At 37.8% G+C, this 24,763-nt stretch carries 23 protein-coding genes and 1 tRNA gene; 19 read left to right on the forward strand and 5 right to left on the reverse strand.

The genetic code is table 11. The annotated features are described in order from the left end of the window. Positions 1-11: 11 nt before the first annotated feature. Complete coding sequence (gene smrB, locus I6E80_RS10010; RefSeq protein ID WP_197185465.1) at positions 12-569, reverse strand: endonuclease SmrB; 558 nt, start codon at positions 567-569, stop codon at positions 12-14. Between the two features lie 152 nt (positions 570-721). On the opposite strand from smrB, the gene prmB reads away from it, so the two are divergent. The 9 genes from prmB to I6E80_RS10055 all read left to right on the forward strand — a co-directional run bounded on the left by prmB (position 722) and on the right by I6E80_RS10055 (position 8,396). Further along, positions 722-1,657: a 50S ribosomal protein L3 N(5)-glutamine methyltransferase gene (prmB, locus tag I6E80_RS10015; protein ID WP_197185466.1), complete on the forward strand. Its 936-nt coding sequence runs from the start codon at positions 722-724 to the stop codon at positions 1,655-1,657. Between the two features lie 65 nt (positions 1,658-1,722). Continuing rightward, positions 1,723-2,820 carry a chorismate synthase gene (gene aroC / locus I6E80_RS10020; RefSeq protein ID WP_197185467.1) on the forward strand — a complete coding sequence of 366 codons (1,098 nt, stop codon included), beginning with the start codon at positions 1,723-1,725 and terminating at the stop codon, positions 2,818-2,820. 120 nt (positions 2,821-2,940) lie between these two features. Then, complete coding sequence (locus I6E80_RS10025; protein ID WP_170072111.1) at positions 2,941-3,318, forward strand: DUF4112 domain-containing protein; 378 nt, start codon at positions 2,941-2,943, stop codon at positions 3,316-3,318. Between the two features lie 106 nt (positions 3,319-3,424). Further along, the gene (locus tag I6E80_RS10030) at positions 3,425-4,072 is read left to right on the forward strand and encodes a glutathione S-transferase family protein (protein ID WP_197185468.1); all 648 of its coding nucleotides are present in this window, start codon (positions 3,425-3,427) and stop codon (positions 4,070-4,072) included. Between the two features lie 62 nt (positions 4,073-4,134). Continuing rightward, positions 4,135-4,596: a zinc-ribbon domain containing protein gene (locus I6E80_RS10035; protein WP_076925504.1), complete on the forward strand. Its 462-nt coding sequence runs from the start codon at positions 4,135-4,137 to the stop codon at positions 4,594-4,596. Positions 4,597-4,713: 117 nt separating this feature from the next. Beyond that, entirely contained in the window at positions 4,714-5,268 is a 555-nt protein-coding gene (locus I6E80_RS10040; protein WP_076925505.1) for an elongation factor P hydroxylase, read from the forward strand. Beyond that, the gene (locus I6E80_RS10045) at positions 5,258-6,421 is read left to right on the forward strand and encodes an ATP-NAD kinase family protein (RefSeq protein ID WP_076925506.1); all 1,164 of its coding nucleotides are present in this window, start codon (positions 5,258-5,260) and stop codon (positions 6,419-6,421) included. The genes I6E80_RS10040 and I6E80_RS10045 overlap by 11 nt, the downstream gene beginning before the upstream one ends. Beyond that, complete coding sequence (locus tag I6E80_RS10050) at positions 6,418-6,693, forward strand: YfcL family protein (RefSeq protein WP_002962183.1); 276 nt, start codon at positions 6,418-6,420, stop codon at positions 6,691-6,693. Before I6E80_RS10045 ends, I6E80_RS10050 begins: the two co-directional genes overlap by 4 nt. Before the next feature lie 149 nt (positions 6,694-6,842). Beyond that, on the forward strand, positions 6,843-8,396 hold the full coding sequence (locus I6E80_RS10055; protein WP_197185469.1) for an AbgT family transporter: 1,554 nt from the start codon (positions 6,843-6,845) through the stop codon (positions 8,394-8,396). 902 nt (positions 8,397-9,298) lie between these two features. Here I6E80_RS10055 and I6E80_RS10060 read toward each other — a convergent pair. Further along, the gene (locus I6E80_RS10060; protein WP_076924790.1) at positions 9,299-11,152 is read right to left on the reverse strand and encodes a DEAD/DEAH box helicase; all 1,854 of its coding nucleotides are present in this window, start codon (positions 11,150-11,152) and stop codon (positions 9,299-9,301) included. 160 nt (positions 11,153-11,312) lie between these two features. Next, positions 11,313-11,576 (reverse strand): GrxA family glutaredoxin, encoded by a 264-nt coding sequence (locus tag I6E80_RS10065; protein ID WP_197185470.1) that lies wholly within the window; start codon positions 11,574-11,576, stop codon positions 11,313-11,315. Positions 11,577-11,832: 256 nt separating this feature from the next. Between I6E80_RS10065 and I6E80_RS10070 the strand changes: the two genes are divergently transcribed. From I6E80_RS10070 to I6E80_RS10110, 9 genes are all read left to right on the forward strand, one after another. Then, positions 11,833-12,870: a response regulator gene (locus I6E80_RS10070; RefSeq protein WP_076924791.1), complete on the forward strand. Its 1,038-nt coding sequence runs from the start codon at positions 11,833-11,835 to the stop codon at positions 12,868-12,870. Between the two features lie 22 nt (positions 12,871-12,892). After that, the gene (locus tag I6E80_RS10075; RefSeq protein ID WP_170072122.1) at positions 12,893-13,504 is read left to right on the forward strand and encodes an isochorismatase family cysteine hydrolase; all 612 of its coding nucleotides are present in this window, start codon (positions 12,893-12,895) and stop codon (positions 13,502-13,504) included. Then, a complete protein-coding gene (locus tag I6E80_RS10080; protein ID WP_197185471.1) occupies positions 13,497-16,307 on the forward strand; it encodes a PAS domain-containing hybrid sensor histidine kinase/response regulator in 2,811 nt (936 codons plus the stop codon). The genes I6E80_RS10075 and I6E80_RS10080 overlap by 8 nt, the downstream gene beginning before the upstream one ends. A 688-nt stretch (positions 16,308-16,995) precedes the next feature. Further along, positions 16,996-17,286, forward strand: coding sequence for a hypothetical protein (locus tag I6E80_RS10085; protein ID WP_002958474.1), 291 nt, complete (start codon positions 16,996-16,998; stop codon positions 17,284-17,286). Between the two features lie 426 nt (positions 17,287-17,712). Continuing rightward, positions 17,713-18,525: a bifunctional diguanylate cyclase/phosphodiesterase gene (locus tag I6E80_RS10090; RefSeq protein ID WP_231616766.1), complete on the forward strand. Its 813-nt coding sequence runs from the start codon at positions 17,713-17,715 to the stop codon at positions 18,523-18,525. Positions 18,526-18,633: 108 nt separating this feature from the next. Beyond that, positions 18,634-19,008 carry an Hpt domain-containing protein gene (locus tag I6E80_RS10095; RefSeq protein ID WP_002958476.1) on the forward strand — a complete coding sequence of 125 codons (375 nt, stop codon included), beginning with the start codon at positions 18,634-18,636 and terminating at the stop codon, positions 19,006-19,008. A 9-nt stretch (positions 19,009-19,017) separates the two neighbouring features. Beyond that, positions 19,018-20,415 carry a sigma-54 dependent transcriptional regulator gene (locus tag I6E80_RS20610; protein WP_024598194.1) on the forward strand — a complete coding sequence of 466 codons (1,398 nt, stop codon included), beginning with the start codon at positions 19,018-19,020 and terminating at the stop codon, positions 20,413-20,415. 113 nt (positions 20,416-20,528) lie between these two features. Continuing rightward, positions 20,529-21,059, forward strand: a complete 531-nt coding sequence (locus I6E80_RS10105) for a redoxin domain-containing protein (RefSeq protein ID WP_197185472.1) — start codon at positions 20,529-20,531, stop codon at positions 21,057-21,059. Between the two features lie 229 nt (positions 21,060-21,288). Beyond that, the gene (locus tag I6E80_RS10110; protein WP_007585496.1) at positions 21,289-21,735 is read left to right on the forward strand and encodes an Hsp20 family protein; all 447 of its coding nucleotides are present in this window, start codon (positions 21,289-21,291) and stop codon (positions 21,733-21,735) included. A 60-nt stretch (positions 21,736-21,795) separates the two neighbouring features. Here the strand turns inward: I6E80_RS10110 and I6E80_RS10115 are convergent, their stop codons facing one another. Continuing rightward, positions 21,796-23,352, reverse strand: a complete 1,557-nt coding sequence (locus tag I6E80_RS10115; protein WP_197185478.1) for a cryptochrome/photolyase family protein — start codon at positions 23,350-23,352, stop codon at positions 21,796-21,798. Positions 23,353-23,794: 442 nt separating this feature from the next. After that, positions 23,795-24,256 carry a globin gene (locus I6E80_RS10120; RefSeq protein WP_197185473.1) on the reverse strand — a complete coding sequence of 154 codons (462 nt, stop codon included), beginning with the start codon at positions 24,254-24,256 and terminating at the stop codon, positions 23,795-23,797. A 432-nt stretch (positions 24,257-24,688) separates the two neighbouring features. Here I6E80_RS10120 and I6E80_RS10125 point away from each other — a divergent pair. Next, a tRNA-Met gene (locus tag I6E80_RS10125) sits at positions 24,689-24,762 on the forward strand. Position 24,763 lies beyond the last annotated feature (1 nt).

Genomic DNA, 24,763 nt, shown 5'->3' on the forward strand with positions numbered 1-24,763 from the left:
AATAGCTAAAGTTAGCGTCTAAATTCATCACTTTGCGGTAAGTTAATTAGTATAAGTACTGCACCTCTACCACCATATTCGAGAGGAGCTTGATGCATTGCTATTACGTCTGGGTGCTGTACTAAGTATTGAGGCACTTTGTGCTTTAGTACGCCGCCGCCAATACCGTGCACCACACATGCACAATAGTAATGCTGCTTTTTACATTCGTGAATGAGTCCAGCGAGTTCATCTTTAGCAAGCTCTTTATTTAAACCATGTAAATCTAGCGTCAAATCGGGTGTAAAGTCACCACGGCGAAGCTGTTTAGCTAAAAAGCTGTCTTGGCCTGGTTTTACATATTTAACCGTGCCGTGGGTGTCTATATCGGGAATATAAACGTCTGAGAAGAAAAATTCAGATTGAGCCTGCTTTTTTTGCTGGGCAAATTGCTTAGCTTGTGACACCTTAGGCTTTGTATCAAAACGATGAGTATCTTGTTTAAATACCTTGGCGCCTGTGATCGTTTGACGAAATAAGCTTATGTCGTCATTGCTTAGGGACGAATGTGATGGAGTGTCTTTTTTCATAACTATTACCTAAACAAAAAAACGTAAAAACGCAGCGCAAAAGGCGGTACAATACTTAAATGAGGGGCAATTGTAATTTGCCCAGCGCAGATAGGCAATGCAATCGTCTTAAAGACTCAAAACAGTCAGTAAGCTAATACAGGTAAAAATATATGAGCGATTTACAAATAGAAGAAGCAACACTCGAAGAAGCCGTTGCAGAACTGTCAACTTTACATGACTGGTTACGTTGGACTACAAGCCAATTTGCAAGTAGTAGTATATTTTTTGGACACGGTACAGATAACGCATGGGATGAAGCTGTAAGCTTATTACTGCCTGCGCTTAGCTTGCCTGTTGATGCGCCAAAAGAATTAATGCACGCGCGTTTAACAAGCACAGAAAAAAACCGACTTGCGGGTCTTATTGCAGAACGTATTAACGACTGCACACCAGTACCTTACTTAACAAACATTGCATGGTTTGCGGGTATGCCATTTTATGTGGATGAACGTGTACTTATACCTCGCTCACCGTTTGCTGAGCTTATCAGTAATCGCTTTACACCTTGGCTTGAAGAGCCACAATCGGTTAACCGCATATTAGATTTATGTACGGGGTCGGGTTGTATCGCAGTTGCACTTGCGCAAGCTTTTGAGGAAGCACAAGTTGATGCGGTAGATATATCGTATGAAGCACTTGAAGTGACAGATATTAACATTAACGATTACATGTTAACTGACCGTGTGTTACCCATTCAGTCTGATGTATTTAGCGGTGTACCAGGTCAAAAATACGACCTAATAGTAGCAAACCCACCGTATGTTGATGCAGAAGATATGGCTGACTTGCCACGTGAATTTCATCATGAGCCAGAGCTTGGACTTGCATCAGGCCACGATGGTTTAGACGTAACGCGTACTATCTTAAGTGAAGCGAGTGAGCATCTAACTGATAACGGTTTGTTATTTGTAGAAGTTGGCAACTCTATGGTACATATGGATGCACTGTATCCGGGCGCACCGTTTGAATGGATTGAATTTGAACAAGGCGGCTTAGGTGTATTTGTAATTAGCAAAAAGCAGCTAGATGAGTATTTTTCAAAATAAGTAAAAAAATGAATAGCCAAGCCTTGTGCTTGGCTATCGGTAGTCATTAGGAATGAGGAAAGTTAATGGCAGGTAATAGCATTGGACAGTTATTTAAAGTGTCCACCTTTGGTGAGAGCCACGGCGTTGCATTAGGCGGCGTTGTTGATGGTACTCCCGCAGGTCTTGAAATCACAGAGGCCGACTTACAAATTGATTTAGATCGCCGAAAACCAGGCCAAAGCCGTTATACAACGCAGCGCCGCGAAAGCGATCAAATAAAAATATTAGCAGGCGTTTTTGAAGGTAAAACCACAGGTACCAGCATTGGTTTATTAATTGAAAACACCGATCAACGCTCGCAAGATTACGGCAAAATTAAAGATGTATTTCGCCCAGGCCATGGCGATTACACGTATTGGCATAAGTACGGCTTGCGCGACTATCGTGGTGGCGGCCGTTCGTCTGCACGTGAAACCGCAATACGCGTAGCGGCAGGCGCTATCGCTAAAAAATACTTAAAGCAATTTCATGGTATTGAAGTTAAAGCATGCTTAAGCCAGCTAGGTCCTATTAAGGCGGAAACGTTTGATTGGGACGAAGTTGAAAATAACTTATTCTTCTTCCCTGATGCAAGTAAGCTTGAAGCGCTTGACGAATATATGCGTGACCTTAAAAAGCAAGGTGACTCAGTTGGCGCTAAAGTAAAAGTAGTGGCAAGCAACGTACCGGTAGGTCTTGGTGAGCCAGTATTTGACCGCCTTGACGCCGAGCTTGCACACTCATTAATGAGTATTAACGCAGTTAAAGGCGTGGAAATTGGTGATGGTTTTGATGTGGTTGAGCAAAAAGGCTCAGAGCATCGCGACGAGCTAACTCCTGAAGGTTTTACATCAAATCATGCAGGTGGCGTACTTGCGGGTATTTCGACAGGGCAAGATATTATTGCTTCTATTGCGCTAAAGCCAACGTCGAGCATTACTATTCCGGGTAACAGTATTAATACAAGCAACGAAGCGGTAGAGATGATCACTAAAGGTCGTCACGATCCGTGTGTGGGTATTCGCGCAATCCCGATTGCTGAGGCAATGATGGCTATTACATTAATGGACCATTTACTGCGTCAACGCGGACAAAATCCATATGTAAATCACGAACACGGGCCAATTAACGGCTCTGTGTAAAGATTTATAATTATAAAAAAACGCGGACTACCGCGTTTTTTTATGTCTGTAATTTAGTTTGAAGCCTTTCAGGAGTTGTTCAAGTAAGCCCTATATACTGCAAGAAGGAGGGTAGTAATCATGAACGATAATATTAATGAACACTCACAAATAAAAGCCCAAGCTGCAATAGCCCGCTTAGAGCGATTCAGTAAGTTAACTGATAGCAGCATTGGCATACCTTTTACTAAATTTAATATAGGGTTGGAGGCTGTAATTGGTTTAATTCCCGTTATAGGTGATGCCGCAGGGCTAATTTTATCAAGTTATGTGCTTATAGAAGCGCAGCGTTTAGGGGTGAGTAAACGTATAAAGACTAAGATGATTATCAATATGCTCATTGACTTTGTGGGCGGCTTAGTACCATTTTTTGGCGATATATTTGATGCATTTTTTAAAGCCAATACGCGTAATACTCGACTATTAAAAAAACATTTAAATATGCAGTTAAGTGAGTAATTCATAGCTTTAAGTAACAGTTAGCAAAGAGACTTTAAACAAAATGTTGTTGGTTGTTTAATCACCTAGTAAGGTAGAAGCGTCTATTCATTTTGGTATCTACAATATGCAATTATTTATCGGTAATAAAAACTACTCTAGCTGGTCATTACGCGCATGGTATTTAATGAGTAAATTTGATGTTGAGTTTAGTGAAAACCAGCTAGTACTCGACACCCCCGACTTTTACAATGAACTAAAAAAGACCTTTGCTTTGCAAAAAGTCCCAGCGTTAATTGATGGCGATTTACAGGTATGGGATTCGCTAGCAATTTGTGAATATATTAACGATGCTTACTTGTCAGGCGCTGCATGGCCAAAATATATTACCCAAAGAGCTAAAGCGCGTGCGCTAAGTGCTGAAATGCATTCAGGCTTTATGGCACTGCGTAACGAAATGCCAATGAATATAAGAGCAACCCGTAAAATAGAACTATCGAGCGAAGCACTAAAAGACATAGCCCGTATAGACGAGATATTTGCACAGCAACAAGATGTGTTTCCAAATGAGTGGTTTTTTGGTGATTTTAGCATTGCTGATGCCATGTATGTGCCTGTTGTACTGCGCTTAAAAACCTATCAAATTACGTTATCGCCAGAGGCGCAGCAATATTGTGATTTTGTGATGCATTGCCCCGTATTGCAAACTTGGATTACTCAGGCATTAACCGAGACCGATATTGTAGAATGTGATGAAGCAGGCACGCCAGCATAACTATTGCTTTTATGTGATTTACTTTTTAGTATTAAAACCATAATTTTAAAGTAGGCGAGCTGATGTACCTCAACCATCCTAGGTATGGCGATAAACCAATTATTACCAATACATCTTCGACTATTGAAGCAATTGAGAATGCGCACTGGCGTTACTCGAGCCTTAAATACTTCCCTAATACGGTAATATTGGCTGATATAAAAAAGCAAAACTATGCTATTTATCCTCGGGCACTTTATGTTGATATTGAAGAGAAGTGCGGGACTTGCTCTAAGGCATTTATTTTTTTTGCTCAAGAGCAGCAATATTGGTTTGAGGTACTTGGTTTTTGGGTCGATTCACACTGTACTCATTGCTTTGAATGCCGTAAGCATGCCAGATATATACTTACTCTTCGTAAACGATACGATATGTTAACTAGCTTAGCCAATAAAACCTCAAGTGAAAAAACACAGCGTAAAGAACTTGCCAATACGCTTTACTGTTTAGGTATTATTAAAAATATCAATAAAGTGAAAGATTAGTCCGCTTATATTTTACTATCACGCCTTATTTTTACTTTAGTTGTAAAAGCCCGTACAATTCGTCTCGTTTTTACTGCGCAAAATAGCGCTGCAACCGAGAAAAATTAGCCTAATTTTATGCATCAAATAGCTGATCTAATTTCAATTTTTGAACGCACTTTTTATCAAAGTCATAATACATGTCTGATAAAAGGTGATTTTGAACCTGTGTATTTACCAGCAACAGAGCACGTGCCATATCACCAAGTTGTATTTGCGCATGGTTTTTATGCGAGTGCATTACATGAGCTAGCACACTGGCTGGTGGCCGGTGATGCACGTCGTTTATTAGAAGATTACGGCTATTGGTATTGTCCTGATGGGCGCGACAAACAAAAACAAGCTGAGTTTGAAAACGTAGAAGTAAAGCCCCAAGCTATTGAGTGGTTATTAAGCACCGCAGCAGGGTTTAATTTTAATGTGTCGGTGGATAATTTAAACGGTGAGCAAACGTGTCGGTTTGATTTTCAGCAGCGAGTACATGCACGGGTATTATCGCTAATCGAAAATGGTTTTAACTCCCGTACAGAGTCACTTTTAAGAGCACTCTGTGATTTTTACAATACACCGTGGCCATTAACAGCGCAGCAATTTAATTGGCAACATCCAAAGGAGCTTTGTAATGGCGTTTAAATTAGGTTTAATTGTAAACCCAGTAGCGGGTTTAGGCGGAACAGTTGCCTTAAAAGGTAGTGATGGCGCGCACACAGCCGCGAAAGCAATCGAATTAGGTGCAGAACCCAAAGCAAATAGCCGCACAAAAGCAGCACTTGAAGTGCTATTGCCTTATAAAGAACGTTTAACCATTTACACCGTTAACGGTGACATGGGTGAGCAAACAGCAAAAGCTTTGGGCTTTAAGGTAGAGGTTGTATACAACTCTGCAGTAATAACAACCCCAGATGACACAGAACAAGCAGCAAAAGTACTTAAAGACTTTGGTGTTGATTTAGTTTTATTTGCTGGAGGCGACGGTACAGCGCGTAATATTTGCCATGCAATCGAGGATACTATTCCCGTACTTGGTATTCCCGCAGGTTGTAAAATTCATTCTGGTGTTTACGCTATTACGCCAAAGGCTGCAGGGCGCGTAGTTGAAATGCTGGTTAAGGGTGAGTTAGTTACCTTAGCCGATGCAGATGTAATGGATATAGATGAAGATGCTTTTAGACAAGGCACAGTAAAGGCCAAACGCTACGGCGAAATGCAAACACCTAGCGAAGTACGTTATATGCAAGCGGTTAAAAATGGCGGTAAAGAAACCGACGAACTCGTTCTTGCCGACATTGCAGCGCATGTTGTGTCGCAAATGGATGAAGACACATTTTATATAATGGGTAGCGGCTCAACTGTTGAAGCCATAATGGAAGAAATGGGGCTTGAGAATACGTTACTTGGTGTTGACTTAATAAAAGATCAAACCTTAGTTGCTCAAGATTTAACGGCTAAGCAACTATTTGAGCTTACTCATGAGCAAAGTACTAAGTTAGTTATTACGCTCATTGGCGGGCAAGGGCACATATTTGGCCGTGGTAACCAGCAATTGAGTCCTGCGCTTATACGTGCAATTGGCAAAGAAAATATTATTGTAGTAGCAACAAAAACAAAACTACAAGCGCTTAATGGTCGTCCCCTTATTTGTGATACAGGCGATGGCGAATTAGATGATGAATTAACCGGTTATATTAAAGTAACCACCGGATTTAACGACCATATTATGTATGCAGTAGGGCACCACAACATTGAAAATACAGGTGCTTTGCAAAACCAGGAGATTAATAAATGAGTTTAGTGAACTATATCGATGCAGCCCAGCAGTACTTCGATGATTTAGTAATAAAAGCAACTGACGATGAGTTATTTGCAGGCGGCTATTTACGAGGTCATTTTGATCTTGCAGTTGGTTATGCCGAAGTAGAAAAGCTGACAATCAGTATAGATGAGCTAAACGAAACTGTAGAGCAAAGCTTAGTTAAAGCATATCGTAACGGTGAGCTTAATGAAGAAGATAAAACATTAGTTGCTCGTCTATGGGAAGAAGTTAAAGCACTCGCTTAACACCTTTTTTAGCACAATATAAAAACACGATTTGTTTATCACTATCGTGTTTTTTTGTGCCCGAAACTTTAAAAGCAGATTTTTATGTTAATTTACTGTTTTGTTTATATGCGATATTGTTACTAAAATAAATTTTAGGAACAATAAGAATGAATAATAATCAAGACGCTTTACCTTCAGGGGTTGTAGCGCGTTTTTTAAATTTTGTTGAGCGAGTAGGAAATAAGCTTCCTGATCCAGCCGTAATATTTCTATTTGCAATGTTATTAATTTGGTTTTTGTCGTGGTGGTTTTCAAGCGTGAGTTTTGATGCAATAGACCCACGTACCGGTGAAGCGATTATTATTAATAATATGCTGGCAAGTGATTCGCTTGCTACCTTTTTATCCTCTATGGTAAAAACCTTTACTGGCTTCGCTCCCTTAGGTGTTGTTTTAGTAGCTATGTTAGGTGTCGGTGTTGCAGAGCATTCGGGCTTTATTAATACCGGCCTTAAGTTAATGCTTAAAGTTACTCCTAAAAAACTATTAACGCCTTCAATCATTTTAGTGGCCATTGTGAGCCATACCGCTACTGACGCAGGTTATGTATTAGTTATTCCACTTGCAGGTGTTATATTTTATGCTGCAGGACGCCATCCTCTTGCGGGTATTGCAGCTGCATTTGCAGGAGTCAGTGGTGGTTTTGGGGCTAACTTTATTCCATCGGGTATCGATCCATTACTACAAAGCTTTACCCAAAGTGCGGCGCAAATAATTAATCCTACAATAGCAATTAACCCGTTAAATAACTGGGCATTTGCTTCCGCATCTAGCTTATTTATTGTGGCATTAGGCTGGTACATTACCGATAAAATTATTGAACCACGTTTACAAAAAACAGCGGTTGATGGTGCTAAAGAGGATTTACCTGTATTTGAAGATGCACGTAGTGATGAAAAACGTGCCTTTTATATAGCCAGTACCGTGATGATTGCAGGACTTGCGTTATTAGCATTTGTCTCTGCTCCAGACGATTCTGCAATGCGCAGTAGTGACGGATCCCTTACTAATTTTAGCTCTCCTTTAATGCAATCAATTGTCCCACTAATATTTTTACTTTTTTGGATCCCGGGCACTGTATATGGTTTTACGGTAGGTACCTTTAAAACTTCAAAAGATATGATTGATGCTATGAGTAAAGCGATGAGCGGCATGGCATATTATATAGTCATGGCGTTTTTCTGTTCGCTATTTATTGCTGCATTTAGTAAATCAAATTTAGGTGCACTGCTCGCAATTGAAGGTGCGCAGTTATTAAAGGCGATGGAATTGCCAAGTGCAGTAACGGTTGTAGGCATTATCTTTTTAACTGGCTTTGTTAACTTGTTTGTAGGTTCAAGTTCAGCAAAATGGGCGTTACTTGGCCCCATTTTTGTGCCGATGTTAATGCAACTTGGTATTTCGCCAGACTTAACTCAAGCCGCTTATCGTGTAGGTGACTCAAGTTCTAATATTATTACACCGTTAATGCCATACTTCCCATTAGTGGTGGTGTACTGTCAAAAGTATGTCAAAGGCACAGGTATAGGCACTTTAATTGCTATTATGCTACCGTACTCAATCGCCTTTATGATTGGCTGGAGTATCTTTTTATTAGGTTACTGGGCACTTGGTATTCCTTTAGGTTTAGATGCAAGCTACATTTATCCAGCATTGCCTTAACCTAAACATTTAAAAACCTCACTCACTTGAGTGAGGTTTTTAAATAAAAGTCCTGTAATGTAAAAGTAAGTTTAAGTTACCTTTCTAAATCTCTCACTATATAGCCAAATAAGCTGGCCTCACCAACAATATACACATAATCATTTTTATTGTTCATTATTGTAGACTTATCGTCATACCACCTAAAATCATGAATCTTATTCGTTCTAGGGTCTTTGAAGTATAAACGAGTACAACTATCTTCATACTCAGTGCCACACTCTTGTACATCGGTCAGGATGTATTCTTTATACCAATAGTCGCCTTGCGTGTAGTAAGCCCATAATTTAATAGGATCAGAGATAAAAACATAGAGTATTCCAAAGATTAATAAAGGGGATAATGGGTACATGAAAATGGATGCTAATTTTATTTTAGTATCTGAGAAATTGTATTTAAGTGATTCTCTATATTTACTGCAGCGTTTATATTTATTGAAAATAAGTATATTTAAATAGATAAATAGTGCACAACAGATAATAGGGAGGGTTATAAAGAAAACAACGTCGTATAGTTCATTTGAGATGAATGGTGGATCTGTAAAGTCCATTAAAATAGGAAGAGTGATGCATAATAAAATGGGGAGTATTATTGCTACAAGGAGCAAGTTGTCGTAAATCTTTTTCAATTTTTAATTCGTCCGTGAACTATAGCCTTTGTCTAGTTTACAGAATTTTTGTTATTTTAAAAATCAGAGAAATGTATTTATAGGCATTAAGTAACCCGAACTCAGGCTAAAAAAACTATCCCTAGCTGCTATTGAATTGACGCGAAAGTTTATCTTTTTTCATTGTAGCAACAACTTAAAAACAAAAAAACCTTGTCACTTTCGTGGCAAGGTTTTTTTATTAAAGAGTCGTTGCTTATTTAGCTGTGAAGCTTACTGGGCGACGTTCTTTACGAGGACCGGTACGCTTATCACCGCGTGCGCTGTCATCTTTGTTAAAGCTGCGTTTTTTGTCACCAGCTGGGCGCTCAGAGCGCTCGCCGCGTGGTTCAGCAGGACCTTGATCTTGTGTAATTGTTAAGCCCATAGGACGTTTACATATAAACACTTTTTGGAAATGATCAAGTACATCTTTAGGCATGTTTTGCGGTAATTGAACCGTACTGTGATTGTCGTGTAAACGAATATCACCAATAAACTTGCTTGAGATGTCAGCTTCGTTAGCGATAGCGCCAACAATATTTTTAACCTGAACACCATGTTCACGACCTACTTCGATACGGTAAGTATCCATAGGACCTGCATCACGGCTGTTACGTTCGCGAGGTTTACGCTCAGCGCGCTCACCACCACGTTCGCCGCCACGCTCGTTACGACGTCCACGATCACCGCGATCGTTGCGGTCATTACGTGGGTTACGGTCGTTACGCTCGTTACGTTCACGAGGTTGAATCTTAACTTCTTCAACTTTAATTGGAGACTGTTGCTGTGCTAAACACAGTAACGCACCCGCTAAGCTTTCAAGAGGAAGTTCAAGCTTTTCAGCCATGTTAGTAGCTACTTCATTGAAGAACGTGATGTCTTTGTTTTCAAGCGCAATAGTTAATTTTGCTTGTAACGCTTCGATACGTTTTTCTTCAACGATTTTTGCAGTTGGTAATTCAACTTGTGCAATTTCAGACTTCGTATGACGAATGATATTTTTAAGTAAATAACGTTCGTTATGTTTTACGAATAAAATTGCTTTACCAGTACGACCAGCACGACCTGTACGGCCAATACGGTGAACGTAGGCTTCAGAATCTTGTGGGATATCGTAGTTGATAACTAAGCTTAAGCGGTCAACATCTAGACCACGAGCAGCAACGTCTGTTGCGATAACAACATTTAGCATGCCGCTTTTTAAGCGTTCTACAGTGCGTTCACGTGCTTGCTGGTTCATGTCACCATTAAGTGGAGCTGCAGAGAAACCTTCGCGCTCTAATAACTCAGCAAGTTGTACTGTATCGTTACGCGTACGTACGAAAACAATAGCACCTTCATACTGTTCAGCTTCTAAGAAGCGAACAATCGCTTTATTTTTATGTACGCTTGCATTCCAAAACACTTGCTCAACAGATGATACTGTAGAGTTACGCGCAGAAATATGAACCTGTTCAGGATTGTTCATATATTTGCTACTGATGTTTTGAATTTGCTTAGGCATAGTCGCAGAGAAAAGACATGTTTGCTTTTCGCGCGGTGTTTTTTCCATGATGCTTTCTACATCATCGATAAAGCCCATACGTAACATTTCATCGGCTTCATCAAGTACAAGTGCTTGTAGAGCATCAAACTTGATAGTGCCACGGTTAATGTGATCGATTAAACGACCTGGAGTTGCAACAATAACCTGAGCGCCACGACGAAGTGCGCTTAATTGGATACTGTAGCTTTGGCCACCATATAGTGCCAATACTTCAATACCACGAACATGTTTAGCATATTGTTCGAATGCCTCAGCAACTTGGATCGCAAGCTCACGTGTTGGTGTGAGTACAAGGATCTGTGGCTGTTTCACAGACGGGTCAATATTATTTAGTAATGGCAGTGCAAATGCTGCGGTTTTACCTGTACCCGTTTGAGCTAGTCCCAGTACGTCCTTTCTTTCTAGCAATAACGGTATACATTGAGCTTGGATTTCAGATGGTGTCTTGTAACCCAACTCTTCAACTGCCTTCAAAATTGCAGGAGAAAGATTTAGAGATTCAAACGTGACTGGTTCTGACATTAATACGCCTCAACGAATTTAAAGAGGCGCGCATTATATAGGATTCGCGAGGCAAATGCTTGTATAAATTGAAACTAATTTGTATGTGTTTGATGTTGGTCGAAATTTAACCAGTCTAATTTGAGCTTTATTAAACTGGTTAACAAATTTGATACAAAGCTTACTTATACAAGCCTAGGTTTTCTTTTGCGTAAGCTTCAAATTCGGTAAACCCACCAATGTGTGTTTGATCTACAAAAATTTGTGGAACTGTTGGGCAAGGCTTACCCGCTGACTTTTCAAGATCGGCTTTACTTATACCTTCCTTAACTATATCGATGTAACGAAATTTAAAGTCATCACGTTCATTTGATAGTTGCTCAGCCACATCTTTCGCACGAACACAAAATGGACAGCCTTCACGGCCAAAAATTACAGTTAGCATAGTTTTCTCCTCAATTTGATTAATATCAGTTTAAATGATTAAAAAATTATTTAAAGCGAAAAAAATCGATTGCACCATTCTAATAAAATCATAAATCATATTATGCATAGCAATATGATTTGCAAAATGCGAATGAGGAACTAAAGCGCGCCTGTCTAATACTTAAGTCTATGAATGCAAGTGTGTTTACAAGAATTAATTTGTGGCACACAACTTGATGATATAGAGCCATACATTGGGTTAACAAGAGTACTTTATGAATATTAATAGTCACGTTTTAGAAATTATCCAAGGGATAATAGGTAAATATTGTGAAACCCAAAATCGAAATTTCTCTATTACCTTAATCAATAAGCTGCAATGTAACTACGTCTGTTTGCAAATTCCGATTGAGCATATGATTGCGCAATGCGAAGAGTTTCTTATACCGGCGCTGGCTTCTACAAAAGAGAGCTTTTTACTTACGCTTGAAGCAAATATCCAAGGGATTAGTTTTCATTACCAAATTGATGATTCTGAACAAGTAAATATATTCGATTTCCACGGACTTTTAGCTACAAAAGAATCAGTTAGTTTAGCGCTTGATATTACCCAGAATGTAGACGTTTTAACTGATTGTGAGGCGTTACTTAAAAGCTGCTTAAAAATGTCGGCCAATACTCATAACCGTTTTGGTTTAAATTTTAAATTATTTAATAGTAACTTTAGAGAGTCGGTACAGCTAGAAGATTTACGCCACCTTAGTGGTAACGCGTTAATAGATAGGTTGAATAGTGACAGTTTAAATACACACATAAAGTTGTGCACAATTAACGACATTAATGAGTTAAGTCAAGCTCATAAATTATCTAAAAAAATATTGGGTTGGCCATTTTTTGATACTGATTTAATTACTATTTTAACAACATTTCACACGCAAACACGTTTGTCGGTATTGGTTGCGGATGACAGCTTACCGAGCCAAATTGCTACAAAGGTAATGCTTGAAATGCTGGGCTGTTTAGTAACATGTGCAGAAAATGGTGCTAGCGCTTTGACCCTCGCCCAGAATGAATCATTTGACTTACTGCTTTTAGATGAGCGCATGCCAGGAATGTTTGGTAGTGATGTTGCGCAGCAATTAGTTAGGGAAAATACTCCTAACAACAACACACCTAAAGTTATTTTAACAGGGCTAACAGGGGATGATGAAATAGCTGGGTTATTTGAAAAAGGAATAACTCACTATTTACAAAAACCAGTGACAAAAGCAGTACTTGAGAAGTTTATTAAACCTTGGCAGATAGCATCTTAAATTGATTAATAAGGAGAGGGCTATGGATGATTTATCTACAACAGCACTTGTTTTAATTGGATTTCAAAATGACTATTTTTCCCCAAAAGGTATTTTATATGACGTGGTTGAGGAATCATCAAGAATTACTGGTGTTGTAGAAAATACAGTCTCTTTATTAACTTCTTGTGCAAAGCATTTTGCTTTAGTTGTTAATACACCTATTCATTTTACGCAAAATTACAGTGAGCTGAAAAACCCGATTGGTATATTAAAAGTTATTGCCGATGTAGGTGCATTCAAAGCTGGCTCCTATGGCGCTCAAACAATAGAGCAGCTAGACCCCTTTAATAATATTATAGAAGTTGTACCTGGAAAAAGAGGTTTAAATGCTTTTACACATACTGCTTTGGCCAGCAAATTAAAAAAACATGGCGTAACCAATATAATCTTAGCGGGTACTGTGACTTCTATCTGTATTGATTCAACTGCACGCACCGCTGTGGAGCTGGGTTTTAATGTTGCCATTTTAAGCGACTGCACATCGAGTCGCACTCCTTTTGAACAAACATTTTACTGTGAAGAGGTTTTCCCCCTTTATGCAAGTGTTTGTGAGAGTGATACTTTTATAAAGCATTGGAGAGGGCATGGATAAAAATGATGAACTACAAGTGCAAATCCAGTATGCGCTGGTTGAAAAACTGTCCAATAGTAATCGACGTCAGGCAAAGTTATTAGCTATTTTAGATGAGTGTATTTTTGAGTGCGATAAGCATTTAAATTTCACTTATATTAATGAAGCTTGGGAGAAGAAACTAGGTTATTCAAACGATTCATTAATTGGCTCTAACATTACTAAACTAATGAATTGTGAAGATATTATGCACTTTGTCGCATACAGTTGTTGTCTGCTTGAAGGCAAGCAGGCTCCCAGTGTAGAAATACAAATAAAAAATAGTCTTGGACTCATGAACTGGTTTGAGCTGAGATTAGTTTATGATGAGAAAAGCGGTTTTATAGGCTCGTTCTATGACATACAACGCCATAAAGATTCTCAATTTTTGCTAACCCAACAACAAAAATATGTAAAACGTTTATCGCTCGTAGCGAGCCATACAAATAACTTAGTAATTATTACAGATAAATTTGGTGTAATTGAGTGGGTTAACAAAAGTTTTGAAGTACTTACAGGTTTCACCTGTGATGAGGTTGTAGGCACTAGCCCAGGCCAATTGTTACAAGGGCCAAAGACATGTGAAAAAAGCCGTAAGGTTATGTCTCACGCTGTAAGAAATGGGCTTCCTTTTCAAGTTGAAACTATAAATTACGATAAAAATGGTAACGTTTATTGGGTTGCTATTGATGCAAACCCGGTGCGAGATCATGAAGGCCAAGTAAAGCATTTTATCGCTATAGAAACGAATATTACGCAACGAGTTAAAGCTGAACAAGCAATGGCAGAGATAGAATATAACTACCACTCTGTCGTAGATAATATTCCTGATATTGTTTTACGCCTTGATACATTTGGCAATTTACTATTTATAAATCAAGCATGGCAACGGGTCCTGCAAAGCAATGTAAATGAGAGCCTTGGCTTGCCTATAATTAAGTTTATAGCAAAAGAAGATGTAGAAAAAATTAGTAGTACTTTGCTTGATTATAACCAAGGTAAGCGTGATATACGTCGCTTTGATATACGTTTAATTAACGCACAAGGTATAAATAATTGGGTTGAAATTACTCTCACTCCAATTGTGGGTGGCTATGAAAGTGATTTATCATCTATTGCTGCAACACTTGTTGATATACAGGAACGTATAGAAAGCGAGCAAATATTACTTGAAGCTAAACATCAGGCAGAAACATTAGCTGAGTCAAAAAGCCGATTTATGGCAAATATTAGTCATGAAATTCGCACCCCATTAAATGCTGTGATTGGCTCTGCAGATATTTTGCATCATACCGGTTTAACTTCTGAGCAAATGCGTTATACACAAATGATTAAAACAAGCTCTGATGCACTACTGAGTGTATTGGACGATGTATTAACGTATTCGCGTTTTGAAGCGCAAGCCATAACACTCGATAATCAGCCATTTAGTATTGATACGTGTATCGAAGAAGCGATCGATATCATTACTCAAAGCGCTTTGCAAAAAAGGCTTGAGGTTATTTTTGATTTTTATCCTGATGTCCCCGCTCAAGTAATTGGTGATCATGCACGTGTAAGGCAAATAGTTATAAATTTATTAGCCAATGCGATTAAGTTTACTCAGCATGGCGTAATAACGGTCACTGTTAGGTGCACTCACATCAAAGGTAATAATTTAAATCTTCATTTATCTGTGAAAGACACCGGAATGGGGATTGCAAAAAATAAAATTGAAAGTATGTTTATGCCTTTTATTCAATCCGATAATTCAATTACTCGAAAACATGGCGGCAGTGGCTTGGGGCTTGCGATATGTAAGCAAATCTGTGATGTGGTAGGAGGAGATATTTCAGTTAGTTCTGAGCTCAATAAAGGGAGTGAGTTTATCGTCAATTATCCATTACAAATAGACACAACCGATTCAATATTAAGAGAAGGGTTTGCAGCACGAAGTAAAAAACCAAAAGTATGGATTATAGGTAGTAACCAAGTCCTAAAAATAGCGCTGGAACACACGCTCACACGGTATTCTATTGCATTTGAACACTATGAAATATGTCCAAAAATACCCGAATACAATAACTTTCCAGATGCAATAGTATTAACTAACCCACAAATATTAACCCAAACACGTGAGCGTATAAACACATATAACTCACTTAATTCACCGTGTTTACTCCTCATAGATTTACAAGGTGAAAGCTTATTACCGCAAAATATTAACGACAGAGAGCTTAGGCTAAATGGCCCATTTAAAGTTTCCCATGTACCGCGAGCAATTAGTTTATTGGAAGAGCAGTTATTTCATTTAGATATTATATTTACTAATCGCGAACAAAAAGATGCCTTAGAAAGCCCTCCAGGGTTAACTCAGTTGAATGGGGTCAATGTACTGGTTGCTGAAGATAATACTAATAATCAAATAGTAATAAGGGAATTTTTAGAACAAAAAGGTTGCCGGGTACATATTGCTAGCGATGGGCAAGAGGCAATAACTAAGGCGAAAAACGATAAAATTGATATTATTTTTATGGACATACAAATGCCAATACTTGATGGAATTTCAGCAACTAAAGCAATCAGGGAATTAGGTATAGAAACTCCTATAATAGCACTCACAGCTAATGCTATTCATGGTGATAAAGAGCGATTTATAGAAGCGGGGATGGATGATTATTTAGCTAAACCAATAGTAAGTGAAACGCTTTATCTATTACTTGATACATATGCACCAGAGCACGTTGTTGAACCTAAAGATTTAAAGCTAACTCGTTTAGCGCAAGTGTGGGAAAAGCTGGGTTGAGCAATCGAAAGCTAGGGTCTGTTGAACTTTTAGGGTTGAATTTACAGCAGTCTGTTTGGTATTTAGGCAAGGCAGAGCCTATGCAGTACTCCCCATAAATGTGCGATAACGTAGTATGAATGCCAAACAGGCGCTGCCCAAAGGGTTCTTCCTAGGGGCTACTTACTCCTTGTTGCTTACATGGATGTAGATAAGGGGCGTGAGCAGGATGCGGAAGCTTTGCTCGGTTTTACTTATTATTACATGGATGTAAGCCCGTAGAATAACGCAGGAGTAGTTATCGAGCCGACCAGGTTACAAACCTCACGCCGCGATTAATCCGCCTCTAGTTTGAACAAATTTTAATTCGCAAAGATCAACAGGCCTTAATATAAAAAGTAGGTTTTGTAGTATAAAACTTGATAAATAGAGAAGTTAAACTAGTATTTTGAGCGTAGTTTGTAATTTTTTATTAGTATTTAATGGTTTCTTTTTAGGTTTTTCAATTTGATTCGCAAATTGCAATTCAAAATAAAAATAAGATGTTCCGAACTGCTTTTAAGTTCTGGGTATGGCTTATTAATTTATTTTAAAGGATTAATTTTATTGGTTATTTTATTTTTTTATAAATTATTGTTTGGTTGGCATGGCTTTCGCAACAAGTTAGATATCAAACCGAGATGAATTAGTTAAATTTAAGGGGTGCAATATGCAAACAAACACAAAAGCTAAACAACAACCTAAAGGTAACAACTGGGTACTTACACCTGAAATTATGGTTTTGTCCATTTTGCTTGTTGCTACTTTAGTTATCGGTATAACAGTTTTACGTGGCAGCGCTTCTTTAGAGCCGTTAGCGGATATACAGCCTATTACTTTTACACAAGCTGATGTTGAAAATGCACAGTCTATGAGTAATACATTTGATTCGCAAAATATAAATTACGCACAAAACGTAACAGCATCCAAAAACGAAAATAACGACACTCTTTCAAACTAGAGACTTTTGCGCAGGTAACAATTTATTGTTGCCTGCGTTTTTTTATATTTCTTACTGTCATTTTCAATTTTCGTTCCTACTTATAAAATTAGCTATATGTTTTTAAATTTAGATTGTATGTAACCTAGCCTATTTTATTGAATCTTCTCTTGTGCATACCTTCAATGATTAACTCCAATTTTTAGTCAATTATAACCAACTTCCACCTTCTTACTTGTTAGGCTTAAATAAACGCTCATCTATCAATTTAGTTGCATTGCAAACTGAATTGCAAAATGCAAATAACAGTAAAAAATTTTAAGACTAAACTCAAAAAATGTAACCAATTGAATTAATTGTGTTTTACTTTGTGTTTTATTTTTGAAAAGTGGTCTGTAACTTGCTGTTAACTATACAAGTCACTAAGGGTGAAAATCGGAGCAGATCATGAATGCATTTAAATACCTAGAATCAGAAAGTCCAGTTAACCTCGCAAGATGGCATGAGTTAGAAAGAATCATGACTGATGCAATGCAAAATAATTATTTTAAAATGGTTTATCAACCGCTTGTATCGTTAGGGACTGGAAAGTTGGTCGGCTTTGAGTCATTAGTAAGATGCCAATCACCGCGTTTTGGAGTTGTAGGCCCTGATGAATTTATACCTCATGTAGAGCAATCGGGAATGATTTTAGAATTAGGTGACTGGATTTTTGAGCAGTGTTTATCCGATTTAAAACATATGCGACATTTTGGTATGACAGACATTTCTGTTTCTTTGAATATTTCACCGGTACAAATTTTAGATGGTGATGTTTTTTCAAAAGTAATGTACTTGCTTGAGAAGTATCAAATACCACCACAGGCTATCAAAGTAGAATTAACGGAAACAGCGCTAATCCATAGCCCTGAAAAAATAGCTAAAGCATTTGAAAACTTCCATAAAGAAGGCGTAAAAGTGTGGATAGATGATTTTGGCACCGGGTACGCGTCTTTAGGTCTGCTTCGTCAATTTAATATTGACGGATTAAAAATTGATCGCAGTTTTGTTAGTGGGATTTCAACTAATAATGAAGACTTTACGCTATGCAGCGCAATAATTGCAATGGCTCAGCGATTGGGTTTACAAACCGTAGCAGAAGGAATTGAAGAGAATGAGCAATTACAAATATTAGAGCAACTTGGTTGTGATATCGCTCAAGGATATTTGCTCGATAAGCCACAAACATTAACCAAAAGTATTGATACCTGGGCTCTTTAACTGTTTATATTCATTTTGATTTGCAAAATGCAAAAAACAAATTACTCTTAAACTACAACCCCTACATGTTATTAGTGTACGAAGCTTAAACTTACACAAAGGTTATCTATGCCTATATCAGAGCAGTTTATCGATAAAAGTATTACCGAACTAAATGTATTAACCCAACTTGAAAAGGATGTTGGAATAAACGTTTTAGCTCGACTGATAAACTTATTTATCGATGAATTAGTTACTATGGCGAACCAATTAGATACGGCAATTACTCGTGAAGATATTATAAAAATTAAAGAAGTGATGCATGTTTTAAAAAACTCGGCTGCTTTATATGGAGCTGCTCCTCTGGCTGCATTGGCAACACAGTTACACGATTCACCACCACCAACTACAGAAGAAAACTTGCACGCAGCACTTGTTATTAAGCATAACTTGGATAAAACCCGGGATGCGTATCAAATAATGAGTAATAGTATAGCTATCTAGGAGAAAGCCGTGTCAGATACGATAAATAAAGGCCTCGTTTACATCGTTGAGGATAGCATTGCAAGTGGTGCTTTGTACGCAAGTCAGCTTGAGCAAGCAGGTTTCGAATGTAAGCATTTCGCTGATGGCTATTCTGCTTTGGTTGGTATTAAAGAAAAAATGCCTGCGGTTATAGTACAAGATGTATGCTTGCCTGATATAAGTGGGCTAGAAGTTTTACAATTTGTAAATAAACAAAAAAATCCAGCCAATGTAGTCATGATCACCTCTAATAGCTCTATTGATATTGCTGTGGAAGCTATGCGTTTAGGTGGCTTTGATTTTTTAGAAAAACCCTTCACAAGTCAACGACTTATTAGTTCAGTTGAAAGTGCGTTCACCCCTAAAGAGCAAATCAAAGTGCAACCCTTGGTTGAAAGCAGCGATAAAAACCAAGATTTTGTTGGTGAATCTCTCTCAATGAAAACTGTCTTTAGGTTGCTAGATAGCGCCGCGAGAAGCAAAGCATGTGTATTTATTACAGGTGAAAGTGGAACAGGTAAAGAAGTTTGTGCGCAGACCCTTCATGATGCGAGTCCCCGAAATAAAGGACCATTTATCGCTATAAATTGTGCTGCGATCCCTGCAGAGTTATTTGAATCAGAATTTTTTGGTCATGTTAAAGGGGCATTTAGTGGTGCGCTAAGCGATCGAAAAGGCGCTGTTGAGGTAGCTAACGGTGGAACGTTATTTTTAGATGAGTTATGTGAAATGGAGCTTAACTTACAAGCTAAGTTATTACGCTTTTTACAGACAGGCATATTTAACAAGGTTGGTAGTAGTGAAGTATTACACAGCGATGTTCGCTTAGTATGTGCAACAAACAGAAACCCAATAATAGAGGTTGCGGAAGGGCGCTTTAGAGAAGATTTATATTATCGTTTAAATGTTATCCCCGTAAAGCTACCGCCTTTAAGAGAGCGCGGAAATGATATATTACTGTTGGCTGAGTATATCTTAAAACAGAAAAGCGATAGTAACGCTAAGCATTTCATTGGCTTTTCTGATGAAGTTAAAGCGCTTTTTTGTAACTATGATTGGCCAGGAAATATACGCGAACTGCAAAATGTAATTGAAAATACAGTCGTTATTAATGATGGCGATGTAATTGAAAGGGACATGTTACCAAATTCATTTGGTCTAGGTGCTGTAAAGCACTCGAGCTCATTTAAGTCAATTCACAATATAAACGAGCAGAGTGTTCAATTATCTCCTATGTCTGTTCACGACATAGAACCTCTATGGCAAGTTGAGAAAAGGGCGATTGAAGATGCAATTAAAAGCTGCGAAGACAATATTCCTCTTGCTGCTGCTTATTTAGGGGTAAGTGCATCTACCATTTATAGAAAAATAAAAGGGTGGTCTTAAAGTCATAATTGATTTTTAATTACACTTTTCAGGTTGAATTAATAAAAGTTACCCTAAGCTCTATGGGTAAGAGCAAATTAATTTTTAATCTGAAACAGTAAAAGGAGATCGCAATGAGTAACACTAGTTTAAAACCTGCGGATATTATGCCATCACTAGTAGTGAGTGATGTTGACGAGAAAAAGATAGATTTAGTCGACAGAATAAGTGATTCCCCATGGAAAATGATTGTTGTTTATCGAGGCCAGCACTGCCCTAAATGTACTGCGCAACTCAACGAACTTGCTAAAGTACATAAGAATTTTAAAGAAGCAGGAGTTGAAGTCGTTGCTGTAAGTGGTGATAGTCATGAACAGCTTAATAAGCATCTTGAAAAGATAGATATTAACTTCCCGATTTACTATGGTTTAACAATCGAACAAATGACTGATTTAGGGCTACATATTAGCGAGCCTCGCAGTGATGCAGAAACTGACCATCCATTTGCTGAACCAGGAATTTATGTGCTTAATGAAAAAAATCAGCTTCAAATGGTCGATATATCAAACAGTCCATTTGTTCGTCCTGATTTAGAACAACTGCTAGGTGGGATTAAGTTTTCAAGAGAAAACGACTATCCAATCCGGGGCACATTTATTAAATAGTATTCATTCTACATGGTTTCAAAAAAGGCACTCTTCAGTGCCTTTTTTATTTATTTTTAATAAATTTACTTGAAAACAATTTTACCGTCCATATATAGTTAAGTAGGACGCCTGATGGGTCCTAAATTAAACTTAAACAATTGAAATTTATATTATTAATTGAAATTTGCTTGAGCTTGTTCAATAGAAAAGCACATGCAAAATATCGCTTAAATATGAGGATATTATTATGCGTACAGTAGACTTATCACCACTTTATCGTTCATTTATCGGCTTCGAACATTTAGCATCACTTATGGATGCGGCGGCTAATACAGACAAGCAGCCGAGTTTTCCTCCTTACAATATAGAAGCACTCGATAAAGACAAATACAGAATCACTATGGCCGTTGCTGGTTTTAGTGATAGTGAATTGACCATTGAGTCAGAAAACAACACGTTAAAAGTTGCAGGTATTAAAGCTAACAAAGATGAAAATAATGAACGTAAGTTTATTCATCAAGGTATAGCAGAGCGTAACTTTGAACGTAAATTTCAGCTTGGAGACCATGTAAAAGTACTTGGTGCCGATTTAGCTAACGGCTTATTGAGCATAGAGTTACAGCGTGAAATTCCTGAAGCACTTAAACCACGTAAAATAGAAATTGGTAATAGCAATCTAATAGAAGGTAAATAATCTTCTAAAGTACATATTCCCCTGATTATTTAGCCGCCTCGTTTGAGGCGGTTTTTTTGTTTAAAGCGCTTCTAAATTATTAAGGTAGTAGATTGCTTGTTGCAGCGTTTGTTCTTGAAGTGTTTTATCTTGTTTATCCCAGTTTTTATATACCATACCAATACGTGGGTTCTTCTCTAGCCTGTCTCTGTGTCTATTCATGAAATGCCAATACAAGCTATTTAGCGGGCAGGCTTTATCTCCTACTTTTTGTTTAACATCGTACTGACAGCTTTTGCAGTAATCGCTCATTTTATTAATGTAGTTACCGCTTGCAGCATAAGGCTTTGTTGCAATTATTCCATCATCGGCAAACTGACTCATGCCTCGGGTGTTAGGCATTTCTACCCATTCTATGGCATCTATATAAACACCTAGGTACCAGTTATCTACGTCATCAGGGTTTATTCCTGTGAGCATACAAAAGTTACCAATAACCATTAGGCGCTGAATATGATGAGCATAAGCGGTTTCAAGGCTTTGCTTGAGTGAGTGGCTTAAACAATTCATTTTTGTAGAGCTGTTCCAAAAATAAGATGGCAGTTTATTTTTGGCTTGTAATTGATTTTTAACTGCGTAGTCGGGCATGTTAATCCAATAAATGGCACGTACATACTCTCTCCAGCCTAATATTTGCCTAGTAAAACCCTCTACTTGCGAGAGGGATATTTCATTGGGCCTTTGTTCGTATTCGCTTACTACACGTTTGATTACATACAGCGGGTGGAGTATTTTTGCGTTTAGGGCAAACGATAAACGGCTATGGTACAGGCTGGTATTGTTTTTACTTTGATCTGTCATCGCATCTTGAAAGTGGCCAAAGCGACTAAGTAAGTGCTCACAAAAGTATTCAAGAGATTCAATCGCTTGTTTACGCGTTGTTGGCCACTCCAGTGAATGTTGATTTATTTCACCTAAATAAGCGACTTTGTGTTTGTTTAAACGAGAAATAATGCTGCTAACATCAGTATTGAATAACTTAGGTTTCGGGATATCTGCTAAGTCTTTTTTGGAAAATTTATTACGATTATTACTATCAAAATTCCATTTGCCACCGGTTGGCTTTGCATCATCAATTAATATATTAAATTCTTTACGCATAGCACGATAAAAGTGCTCCATTGTTACATGCTTGTTTTTTGTAAAGCGTTTTTTTATATCGGTGAACGGTAATAAAAAGTGTTCAGTATCTGTAGCAATTACATTTAATGAGCTATCACTTTTAAACTTAGCTAATTGAGACTTAAGCCTAAACTCGTCAGGGTATTGATATTCGATAGAGTCGCATTGGTATTTATCGGCAACTCGTTTGAGTAATTCAATTAAGTCTTTGTCATCATCGGTATCATCAAGTGTTAAATGCAAAACATTGAAACCGGCCGTGGTTAATGCAGTTGCGAAGTTTTCCATAGCATTAAAAAAAGCACACAGTTTTTGAATGTGATGTTTAACGTAGTCGGTTTCTTGTTTTAGTTCAGCGATCAGATAAAGCGTGTCGACGTCTTTTTGTTTGTACCATGAATGAGATGGGTTTAACTGATCGCCTAGTATTAGTCTGAGTGTTTTGCGATTGGTCATAGTAAAGCCAAATTTTTTTATACGGACATATTTCATGAAACGATCGTTTTACTATTTAACGGTGAGTGAATGGGAGCTACAAAATACTTTACTTTAAAAATGTGCTGATTTTAATACTGGGAATTAGCTGTTTTTCTTGTTTGGTCAACAACCTTGTCTAAAAACCCAAAGTTGGGAAATTTAAAAGTAATGAGAGCCTGTATTAAGTTTAGAGTCACTTATAAAGCTGATTTGTCGAGCAAGCTAATAGTAATAAGAAAGTTGCGTTTAATAGCGGGTTAGTAAAATAAATGTAGGTGATAGGAAACCAATATATTGTGTCGTTAGCAGCAGAGCTTAACCGATTATCAAATCAATAAAAACGCGTTGGACGATGGTGTTGAAATGCGCTTGATGTGAGGGGGTTAAATAAGTAATTTAACCACTTTTAAGGCTTATATATTTAAAGTTTATTACTTTGCTTTTGTAGCATTTTTTGTTGTAACGAAACCACATTAGATACATTAAATAAAACATTGCCTGCAAAGCTTTCAAAATATCTGAGCGCTTTTTTCCAAGCAAGTTGGCTCTCAGCATTAAAGTGTTTACCAAGGTGCTCCTTAAGAGTTTCGTAAAAAGTGTCAGATAAAATTGCAATGTCACCTTGTGAAACACTGCTGTTTTTTAGGTACATTAAATGATGTGCTAAAAAAGGAGCTACCGATGCCGGCTTATCTAAATGTTTAACAATTCGTTCTAGCACACAAAAAAGGGTAAAACTCTTTTCGTTAAATTGTAAGGCTGTTGGGTAATTCATCTCAATGCTAGATTCAGCTAATTTACTGTGAAATCGAGCCGTGAATGCATGAAAGTTTGGCTTAATAATTGTTAAGTTATTTAACAATGCTGATTGTTGTTGATTCATTTTTTATCTCTCTGCAGTGAGTAATAACTATTATTATCAAGTGGCATAAAATTGATTATAGCGGGCAGTTAAAATTCTGCACGTTTTTTTAGTGTTAAAGTATGGGTTTTAGTTATATCAATTTATTTTCTGGTAAATTGCAAGCATGTAGGAGGCTATGCAGTTGCAAGAGTTCAGTTGGTTTGATTCTCACTCAAAAATAGTAAGCTGCAATATTTAGCATTTTGACGATGAACATTTTATAAAACTGACTGATTACTTATGTTACTAACACATACATTAAATTAGCATCTTGACGAATTGGAAATTTTATAAACTAATTGCGTATTATAGTTGCTAATTAGCCCACACATCCTTATAATAGCGGCCATTGTTTAGCATGTTGTAAAACAGCTAACAGCGATATTAAATTTAAGGTTTGATATCTATTGGCGCGGGATGGAGCAGTCTGGTAGCTCGTCGGGCTCATAACCCGAAGGTCGTCGGTTCAAATCCGGCTCCCGCAAC

Origin of the sequence: Pseudoalteromonas sp. NSLLW218 (genome assembly GCF_015864775.1) — a bacterium.
Taxonomy (GTDB): Bacteria; Pseudomonadota; Gammaproteobacteria; order Enterobacterales; family Alteromonadaceae; genus Pseudoalteromonas.